Consider the following 1,897-nt stretch of genomic DNA (forward strand, 5'->3'; position numbering starts at 1 on the left):
CCGCGTCGTAGTACCGGAACGTGTTGTAGTGCAGCCCCGTCTCCCTGTCCAGGTACTGCCCCTGCATCCGCAGGTTCTGCTGAAGCTGGACTGTCTGACTGGCTGACTGCTGTTGCAGCCGCTGAACAGGTCTTCCCGCTTCGTCGTAGCTTCGCCATTCCTCCCGGACCGTACTGCCCCATGTGCTGTATTGCGCTGTCCACACTAGGTGGCCGCTGTTGTCGCTCAGCTCTTCCGGCAGGCCGTTGGGCTAGGTGTGGAAGTAGTACACCTGCGCTGCCTGCGCCGTTGGAGTTGTGGCTGCGGCTGTGGTCTTTGCGTCCGCGTTGGCAACGCCATCGATGTGCCCATCGTTCGCAGCAGCCCCCACGTTGAACCGGTCGCTCCAGCCCGGGTTGGTTGTGGGCACGCTGGCCTGCTTGCCTTGTGCATTGTCTGATCCTCCGCCCAGCGCATGCGCCGCCGCAGCGTGCGGCTCTATGGCGCCACTTCCGTCGATGCGCGCCAGTGGTAAGTAGCTGCCCGGCTCGTAAACGTAGATACGGGCCTGCTTGCCTCCCTATTCCCCCAGTAGCCGGATCTCTTCACAGCTCAGCATTGGCAGCGTCAAGGCCGACTATCCGGAGTCAACCTGCAATCGCTCTTTTCCCCCTAAATTTCTAAAGAAAAATTTCACTCAGTGACTTCCCGGAAGTCGTTGGCAGTATTTACCTCAATCACCCGAGAGAATTTCATATTTAAATAAACAATTTATACCAAAACCCAAGAACTACGACCCTTACGATCAAGCAACCCACCTACCGAATATAATTTACTTTTTCTTACGTATAAATTGTATATATAGTCCGAATCATCGTTTGCACCAAATTTTAGCGATGCACGAATATGTAGGAACCAATTAAATTTCTTACCAACGACGTATAACAAATCACTGCTGTATGTCGTCATGAATTTTGGCTCCTGCAAAAAAATTCGTGCCTCTGGTGCACCGACACAATAGAATTTCGGAGGATTTTTCCTATCGAACCTCCCAGCCTCAAAAAAACAAACCTCGCCTTCTTCTTCAAAGAATTTCTCGTCGAGAACCGATCTATCCCCAACAAAGCATACCGAATCACCACCCAGAAATGGCCCAGATAGATTGAATTTCCAAGTCTTCTTACTCGAAAAACTCATCGTTGCTTTGTCAAAAGAATTTTTTCTGTAGGCATGAGATCCTTTAAAAAATTTATACAAAAATATTCTATGCAATCTGCCAGAACTTTTCACATCAATCATTCTTCCTGGAAGCTTCATATTAATCACCAAAGAATATATGACCCTGATCTCGCCCATTTTGATCTTTCCATTTGATATGCGGGCGATCGTTACCAACGCCTCCCTCAACCTCGCCTTTACTCCATCGTTCTTTTGCGGGCAATCGATTACCGCTCCGATCAGTGCCTGGCTGGGGCTTGTGAACTTGATAGCCTTTGGAATAGTCTCCATCGTTAGAATACATTTTCCTGCGGTCCATGCTGCCGCGGGCTTGCGTGAGTAGTGCTTTGGCATCTGCAGCGTTGGCAACTCGAACATCTCCTTTCCCACCGTTTTTCAGCGCTTGCACCGCCGTATCCCATTGCTTTGTCCCGGGCCGAACTACCGGCAGATCACTTGCTTTGCCATGCCCAACACCAGTCATACGACATACTGGACTTAAGCCCCAAGGGTCAATCCAACCAGTCGGATTGGGCGCATACTGGTGCAGGTTCAACCCACCATCCAGCCCAATCGGATCCGGCGTCGTAAACGCCCCCAGGTCCGCGTCGTAGTACCGGAACGTGTTGTAGTGCAGCCCCGTCTCCCTGTCCAGGTACTGCCCCTGCATCCGCAGGTTCTGCTGAAGCTGGACTGTCTG

Annotated in this window: 4 protein-coding genes; all 4 read right to left on the reverse strand. The window is 51.3% G+C overall.

The genetic code is table 11. The features are described 5' to 3' along the window. Positions 1–241 (reverse strand): RHS domain-containing protein (locus DBR12_RS23510; RefSeq protein WP_146185457.1); only part of this gene is annotated, 241 nt, incomplete at its 3' end. A 9-nt stretch (positions 242–250) separates the two neighbouring features. Then, the gene (locus tag DBR12_RS22130) at positions 251–409 is read right to left on the reverse strand and encodes a hypothetical protein (RefSeq protein ID WP_158274967.1); all 159 of its coding nucleotides are present in this window, start codon (positions 407–409) and stop codon (positions 251–253) included. A 341-nt stretch (positions 410–750) separates the two neighbouring features. Continuing rightward, positions 751–1,296: a hypothetical protein gene (locus tag DBR12_RS21925; protein ID WP_146185456.1), complete on the reverse strand. Its 546-nt coding sequence runs from the start codon at positions 1,294–1,296 to the stop codon at positions 751–753. Between the two features lies 1 nt (position 1,297). Beyond that, positions 1,298–1,897, reverse strand: a 600-nt coding sequence (locus DBR12_RS22290) for an RHS repeat-associated core domain-containing protein (RefSeq protein ID WP_199226621.1), incomplete at its 5' end; no start/stop codon positions are given.

Origin of the sequence: Acidovorax sp. HMWF029, assembly GCF_003060895.1 — a bacterium.
GTDB lineage: Bacteria > Pseudomonadota > Gammaproteobacteria > Burkholderiales > Burkholderiaceae_C > Acidovorax.

Excerpts from the sequence above, each read along its gene's own strand:
- DBR12_RS21925 (WP_146185456.1), bottom strand. The coding sequence starts at position 1,296 with ATGAAGCTTCCAGGAAGAATGATTGATGTGAAAAGTTCTGGCAGATTG.